Raw genomic sequence first — 6,594 nt, 5'->3', positions numbered from 1 at the left:
TTCTACGGGACGCCACCTGCCCGGCCTCCGCCCTGCCCGGACCTGACGACACCCCCGGCCGCACCCCCGGCCGTGGCGGCGCCGGGCGCCGCTCCCGCAACGAGCCGCGCCCGCGCGCCCGCCCGCGGTTTCTGCCCCGCCTGCCCGTGCCACCGCCACCGCGTGGGAGCCTGCGCCCGCCGCGGTGGCGGCGGCCCGGCGGCGCCGCGGGCCTGCCGCGGCCGCCCGCCGAGCTGATCGGCATCCTCGCGGTCGAGGCACTGTTCCTGTTCGCCGCCGTCGTCCTCGTCGCGAACGCCGCCGCCGACCGCTCCCCGCCACGGCCCGCCGAGCTCGCGACCTTCGCCGCCTTCACCGCGCTGGCCGTCGTCACCGGGTTGCTGCTCACCAGCCCCGCCGCGGCCGGCGCCGGGCAGCGTGCCGAAGGCGCCACCGCCGCCCCCCAGGACAGCGGCCCGCCCATGACCTCGACCTGGACGCTGCCGGTCGCGCTGCTGCTGCCCCCGCTGTACGCGCTGCTCGCGCACGTCCCGCTCTGGCTGGCGACCGGGGGAGCGGGGCGGCTCGGCCGGCCGGCGGGCCGGGGCGGCTCCCCGCCGCCGGCGCGCATCCGGCTGCACGACACCGCCGCGCTCGGTCTCGCCGGCGCCGCCGCGGCCGCCGTCCACCACCTGATCGCACCCACGACGGACCCGCGGTCCGCGGAGCGGCTCGCCGGCTCGTCGCACACCTTCGCCGCGCTGATCGCGGCGGTCGGCGTCTACGTGCTCGTCGACCGGCTGCTGCGTCCCGGTCACTGGTCCGGCGGCCGGGAGCAGGCGGTCGCGGTCGCGGTGGAGACCGGCGCCGCGCTGATCCTCGCCGTCCTGTGGGCGGCCAGCCCGCTGCTGCTCGTCGTCGCCGCCCCGCTCGTCCTGCTGCTGCGCCGCGGGCTGGCCCACGCCGAGCTGCTCACCGCGGCCCGCACCGACCCCAAGACCCGGCTGGCGACCATGGCCTACTGGCGGCAGGTCGCCCAGCGCGAGACCACCCGGACCCGCCGGCTGGGACGTCCACTGTCGGTGCTGCTCGTGGACGTCGACCACTTCAAACAGGTCAACGACCGGTACGGGCATCTCAACGGCGACGCGGTGCTGCTCGCCGTCGCCGACGCGCTGCGCCTGGCCACCCGGCCGCAGGACCTCGTCGGCCGGTTCGGCGGGGAGGAGTTCGTCGTGCTGCTCGCCGAGGTCGACCTCGACGCGGCGGCGGCCATCGCCGAACGCGTCCGCCACCAGGTCGCGGGGGCCAGCACCCGCCTCGGTCGCGCCGAGGTGACCGTCACGGTGTCGGTCGGCGTTGCCTGCACCAGCCCCGCCCGCCCCGACCCGCTCGCCCACCAGGCAAGCCCGGCCAGCCCGGCGGACGGGACCGACGCGGCCCGTCGCGGCGCGCCCGGCACCGCCGCGGAACCGGCGTTCCCCGGCCCGCGCGCCGCGGCGCCGGCCACCGACGACCTCGCCATCCTGACCGACCTGCTCGAACGCGCCGACGCGGCGCTCTACCAGGCGAAACGCGAAGGCCGCAACCGCGTGCGCACCGCCGGAACGGCCACAGCGGGCGGCGCGCCACCGCGCCCCGCCCGCTGAACTCCCCACAGCTTCCGAACTCCCCGCGGCTACCTGCTCACCCGCCCACGTGCTCAGCCGCCGGCCGCGCGCACCGTGTTGCGCAGCAGCAGCATCGTCGTCACCGGCCCCACCCCGCCGGGAACCGGGGTCAGCGCGCCCGCGACCGGGGCCACCGCGTCGGCGTCGACGTCACCGACCAGGCCGGCGTCCGTCCAGTTCGTGCCGACGTCGATGACGACCGCCCCGGGCCGGACATGCCCGGCACCGACCATCTTCGGCCGGCCGACCGCGGCCACGACGATGTCGGCGTCATGCGCCACCGTCGCCAGGTCCTTCGTCCGCGAATGGCACACCGTCACCGTCGCGTCCTCGGCGAGCAGCAGCAGCGCCGCCGGCTTGCCCACCACCGAGCTGCGGCCGATCACACACGCCCGGGCGCCGGCCAACGGCACCGCGGCCCGGTTGAGGATCTCCAGCACGGCCGCCGCGGTCGCCGGCGCGAACGCGGGCAGGCCGAGGGCGAGCCGGCCCAGGCTCAGCGGGTTCATGCCGTCGACGTCCTTGCCCACGGGGATGCGGGCACCCACGTCGGCGGCGGTCAGCCCGTCCGGTAGCGGCGTCTGCACGATCATCCCGTGCACCGCCGGGTCGGCGGCGAGCCGGTCCACGGTGGCGGTCAGCTCGTCCGGGTCCCCGGTCAGCTCGTGGACGGCGCAGGCCACCCCGACCTTGGCGGCGCCGCGCTCGATCACCCGCACGTACGACCGGGCCGCCTCGTCCGCCGTCGGCAGCACGACCGCCAGGGTCGGAGTGACCCCGGTGGCGGCGAGCCGTTCGACGTCGTCGACGACCGAGCGTCCTATGTCGGCGGCCATCGACCGCCCATCCAGCAATCTCATGACCCGATCCGATCTCCCACGGCGCGCACGACGACGTCCGCGCCGGTCACTGACGACAGGTACTTGTCCAGCTCGGCGGCGGTCGCGTCGCGGGTGGCGGCGTCGCTCATCGACGCCAGGTTCACCCGCACGTTGATCGCCGCCGAGTCGAGAGCCGCCCGCGCGCTGGCGGCGGCGACGGCCACGTCCGACAGGACGTTGACGTTCGCGCCGTCGAGGATGCGCTGGCACAGCCCGACCACCTCGGCGGCCGCCGCCGCGGTGCGCAGCGGCACGTCGGCCGCCCCGACCAGCGCCCGCTGGATCGCGGCGCTGCGTGCCACCTTCTCCTCGGCGGTCTCCTTGGGTAGCCGGTAGGCGTCGGTGACGGCGGTGAACGCCACCGCGTCCGCGTCGGCCAGCGCCAGCGCCTCGCCGCGCAGCCGGTCCGCCTCGGCGCGGGCGGCGAGCATCACCGGCTCGTGCTCGGCGTACCGCGGCTTACCGATGGTCAGATTGGTGACCATGCTCACCAGGGCCGCGCCCAGCGCCACCTGCACCGCCGCCGCGGCGCCACCGCCGGGCGCGGGAGCCGCCGAGGCGAGCGCCTCGAGGAACCCGTCGAGCGTCTCGTCCGCCATCGCTTTCGACTCCCGCCTCGATCCGTTGTCCGGATCCGTGCCCGTCCGGACCTGTGCCGGCCAGCTCGCCGCGCCGGAACCCCTGTGTGCCGTCACGCTCCCGCGTGGCCGGGGACCATGGCCACGCCGCGGCGTCACCCGTCCCCACCCGACCCGGGACCGTCCGCATCCGTGCCGCGGATGCGGCGGAGCGGGGACGGCTGGGCGCGGGGCTGGTCGGAGTGCACCGTAGCAAGTGGATCGGCGCCCTGGACGGGGCAGGCCCGGCGCGCGCCCGTCCCGGACGGGATTGTGAGGTTTGCCGCCTCCGCCGACGGCGACCGGCCCACCGACGCTCACCCTGGCAGCGACCCCATGATCAGGTCGAGGCCGTCGTCGAACTGCGCGGCCGTGTCGGCCCGCAGGAACGGCACCGCCGCCGCCAGGTCGGGCAGCTGGTGCGCCGGCGGGTTGAACGTCGCCGTCGGCGCGCTGGGACGCCGGTCCCGCGCGACCGCGGCGGCCAGCGTGCGCGCCTCGGACAACACATGGCCCAGGCTGTAGAACAGCAGCGTCTGGTAGGCGGACGTCGCCTGCTCGGGGCTCAGGCCCATCCCGCGCAGCAGGCCGAGCGCGTGGTTGGCCCGCTCCCAGTACGCCCGCCCGCCCGGCGGGCGGCGCAGGATCACCCCCGCCATCGTCGGGTGGCGCAGCAGCGACCGCCGTAGCTGGTGCAGGCTCGCCCGCAGGTCGACCCGCGCGTCCCCGGTCGACGGCAGCGGCTCGTCGCCGGCGATCAGGATGTCGGCGAGGGCGTCCAGCAGCTCGTTCTTGGTGCGGAAGTGGCGGTAGACGGCGGTCGGGTCGACCTCGAGGCGGGCACCGAGGGCACGCATGCTGAACGCGTCGGCCCCGCCGATGCGCACGATCTCCATCGCCGCGTCGAGCAGCACCTCCCTCGACAGGGTGCCCCGAGGCGTGCGCTGCGGGGGAGCCGATGCGCCCGACCGGGGCGCGTCCTCATCCTCGTCCGGTGCCGTCACGACACCTGATCTTAGTAGAACCCACAGCGTGGTCAACAGTGTTGACGCATCCGCCCGTCAAGGATGATCTTGATAGTCGCGTCATCCCCGGCCGCCGCAACGAGCACCGCGGACCCGCCAAGCACGGACGTCCCGGGCAGGCTGAAGGCCAGCAGCAGGCAGCCGAGCAGTCCGACGACCGGAACGGCGCGCACCGGACGGCCTTCGGTGGGGGAGAGGCTCCACGCCGCGGCGTTGGCGACCGCGTACTAGGGGGGCCGCCGAGATACGCCAGAAACAGGCAACGGGGCGCCAGACCAAGGGGTTGTCAGTCTTCGGACGGCTCTGGTTGGCGCTGCAGCCGGTCCTTCAGCTCAGGCGGGGTTTCCCTGTCCCGCTCGGTGATCCTCGCCCGGACTGGCCGTGGCATGGTCTGCTCGGGTTCCGATGCCTCGCCTGTCTGGTCGTTGACGAAAGACTCCGCCCGCCGGCGCAGCCGGACATTTCGCAGTCAGGGTCTCCTGCCCAGACTGTCCCTACGGTGCGCTACAGCGGCGCAGCGCACCCGTGCGGTGTGGCTGTGGTCGGTGGATCGTGGCGTCCTATCCTGTCCGGATGCAGGAATCCACGGCGGGTCACGAACGTCCGGCGCGCGGCTTCGAGCTGATCTGCGAGATCGAGCCGCCGACCCGGCCGGACCTGACCCACGCCCGCCACCAGATCGGCGTCCTGAGCCCCGTCACCGACGCGTTCCTGATCCCCGACAACCACATCGGACGCGCGACCGTGTCGAGCATCGCCGTCGCCCACGAGGTGCAGACGATGGGGGGACGCAGCATCGCCTGCGTGAACTCCCGCGACCGTAACCTGCTCGGCTTCCGCCGCGACCTGCTCACCGCAGCGGCCTACGGCGTCGAGGAGTTCCTCTTCGTCCACGGCGACAAACCCACCGCCGGGAACCGGACCAGCGACCTGACCGTGCGCGCGATGATCGACGAGGCCCGCGCGGCCAGCGAGGATCCGGTCTTCGCCGACATGCCAGCGTTCCGGGTCGGAGCCGCCGCCGGTGTGCGGCCACTGCCCGCATGGAAACGAGCGGCCGACTTCCTGTTCGTACAGGTCAGCTACTCGGTAGACGCTCTACTGCGCTGGCGCGACGCCCATCCGGTCGAACTGCCGGTCTACGCCGGCGTGATGGTCCTCGCGAGCGCTGGGATGGCCCGCCGCCTCGCCGCGACCATCCCCGACATCGACATCCCCGACGACCTCGTCCAAGCGGTCGAACGGGACCAGGCGGCCGGGGTCGAAGCGGCCTGCGACCAGGTGCTACGGCTGCGCGACAGCGGCGCCTTCGCCGGTGTGCACCTCGTTCCGGTCAGCCGCTACCGCCAGGTCGCCACCCGACTTGAGGACCTTCTCTAACCCCCCGGGCCGTTTCTCGCAGGTCTTGGTACCCCCTGCCGGATAGCGCGGCCGAGTTCGCGGAACGCCCGGTACAGCCGGTTTTTACGGGAGTCATGGCCGAGCCGGCGCAACAGCGTCACCGACGACAGCGCGCCCTCCCGGATCGAGATGGCGGTGCGCACCAGGTCAGGCCAGTGCTGCTCGATCAGCTTCCAGTCGATGCTCTGCTCGGCGAACAGGGCGTCGATGTGGGCGTAGCGGACCGCCGGGTCGGGCCGGTAGAAGATCAGGTCTTTCCAGTTGCGGATCCGGGGCAGCAGCTCGATGCCCAGCAAGGTCGCCAGACCGAACACCGGCAACGACTGGCCCTGGGTATCCGCATGCACCACATCCGGTGTCACCTCGGACTCGTTGTGCAGCAGGCCGTCAATGATGTAGACCGCCTCCCACACCCCGCAAGGGATGAACCGGCTGAACAGTGCGATGTAGGTGTCGGAGATATGCCGGAACGCGATCCCGCCGTACCCGCCGTAGCGGACCGAGGTCTCGGCGAGCAGGTTGTTCTCCCAGGTGTCGATCTGCGAGCCGTCCGTGCCAGCTGTGCAGGTTGGCGTACGAGTTCGACCCGCCCACCGCGATGTCCCCCGATCGCAGCTCGCCGGCGAGGTAGGTGAACACGCACACCTCGAAGTGCCGCCGGGACAGCCGGCCGGGATACCGCCGGTCACGCAGGACCTTCTGCCACATCTCCCCGGCGCACGACAGATCCACCACCACCCCGTCGACATGGTCGGGGATGAACTCGCCTCGGGCGTGGCGGTGGGCCTTGAGGAAGGTGACCGCGTCGGCGACCGTCCGGTCGGTGCTCGTCGGCTCCAACATGACGGCGTCGAGCAGGGTGAACAGCGCCGGCCGGTGCGAGCGGTAGTACCGCTCGACCAGCGGGGCGTAGTTGTTGCCGTGATGCGCCGAGACCGCCTCGTGCGTCCCGGACAGCGCAGCCACCCCACCCGCTTCAGCCAACGTTTTGATCACCAGCCGGCCGGTGCGTTCGGACACC

The 6,594-nt window shown here is 73.7% G+C and carries 5 protein-coding genes and 2 pseudogenes; 2 read left to right on the top strand and 5 right to left on the bottom strand.

The genetic code is table 11. The features are described 5' to 3' along the window. Positions 1-1,628, top strand: a 1,628-nt coding sequence (locus MXD62_RS13510; protein ID WP_248829618.1) for a GGDEF domain-containing protein, incomplete at its 5' end; no start/stop codon positions are given. 53 nt (positions 1,629-1,681) lie between these two features. Here MXD62_RS13510 and MXD62_RS13505 read toward each other — a convergent pair. The 4 genes and pseudogenes from MXD62_RS13505 to MXD62_RS13490 form a co-directional block, all read right to left on the bottom strand. Beyond that, positions 1,682-2,509, bottom strand: a complete 828-nt coding sequence (locus MXD62_RS13505) for a bifunctional 5,10-methylenetetrahydrofolate dehydrogenase/5,10-methenyltetrahydrofolate cyclohydrolase (RefSeq protein WP_248829617.1) — start codon at positions 2,507-2,509, stop codon at positions 1,682-1,684. Beyond that, positions 2,506-3,129 (bottom strand): cyclodeaminase/cyclohydrolase family protein, encoded by a 624-nt coding sequence (locus MXD62_RS13500; RefSeq protein ID WP_248829616.1) that lies wholly within the window; start codon positions 3,127-3,129, stop codon positions 2,506-2,508. The genes MXD62_RS13505 and MXD62_RS13500 overlap by 4 nt, the downstream gene beginning before the upstream one ends. A 335-nt stretch (positions 3,130-3,464) precedes the next feature. Further along, positions 3,465-4,151, bottom strand: coding sequence for a TetR/AcrR family transcriptional regulator C-terminal domain-containing protein (locus MXD62_RS13495; protein ID WP_248829615.1), 687 nt, complete (start codon positions 4,149-4,151; stop codon positions 3,465-3,467). A 32-nt stretch (positions 4,152-4,183) separates the two neighbouring features. Beyond that, a pseudogene (locus tag MXD62_RS13490) lies at positions 4,184-4,399 on the bottom strand (hypothetical protein); the annotation flags it as partial. A gap of 346 nt (positions 4,400-4,745) precedes the next feature. On the opposite strand from MXD62_RS13490, the gene MXD62_RS13485 reads away from it, so the two are divergent. Further along, positions 4,746-5,552 (top strand): methylenetetrahydrofolate reductase, encoded by an 807-nt coding sequence (locus tag MXD62_RS13485; protein ID WP_248829622.1) that lies wholly within the window; start codon positions 4,746-4,748, stop codon positions 5,550-5,552. Between the two features lie 38 nt (positions 5,553-5,590). On the opposite strand, the pseudogene MXD62_RS13480 reads toward MXD62_RS13485, so the two are convergent. Further along, a pseudogene (locus MXD62_RS13480) lies at positions 5,591-6,136 on the bottom strand (Tn3 family transposase); the annotation flags it as partial. Positions 6,137-6,594 lie beyond the last annotated feature (458 nt).

It is taken from the genome of Frankia sp. Mgl5, assembly GCF_023242985.1.
In the GTDB taxonomy this organism is placed as follows: Bacteria; Actinomycetota; Actinomycetes; order Frankiales; family Frankiaceae; genus Parafrankia; species Parafrankia soli.
Note: the sequence above shows the minus strand (reverse complement) of the source record. Positions and strands in the feature narration are given on the sequence as shown.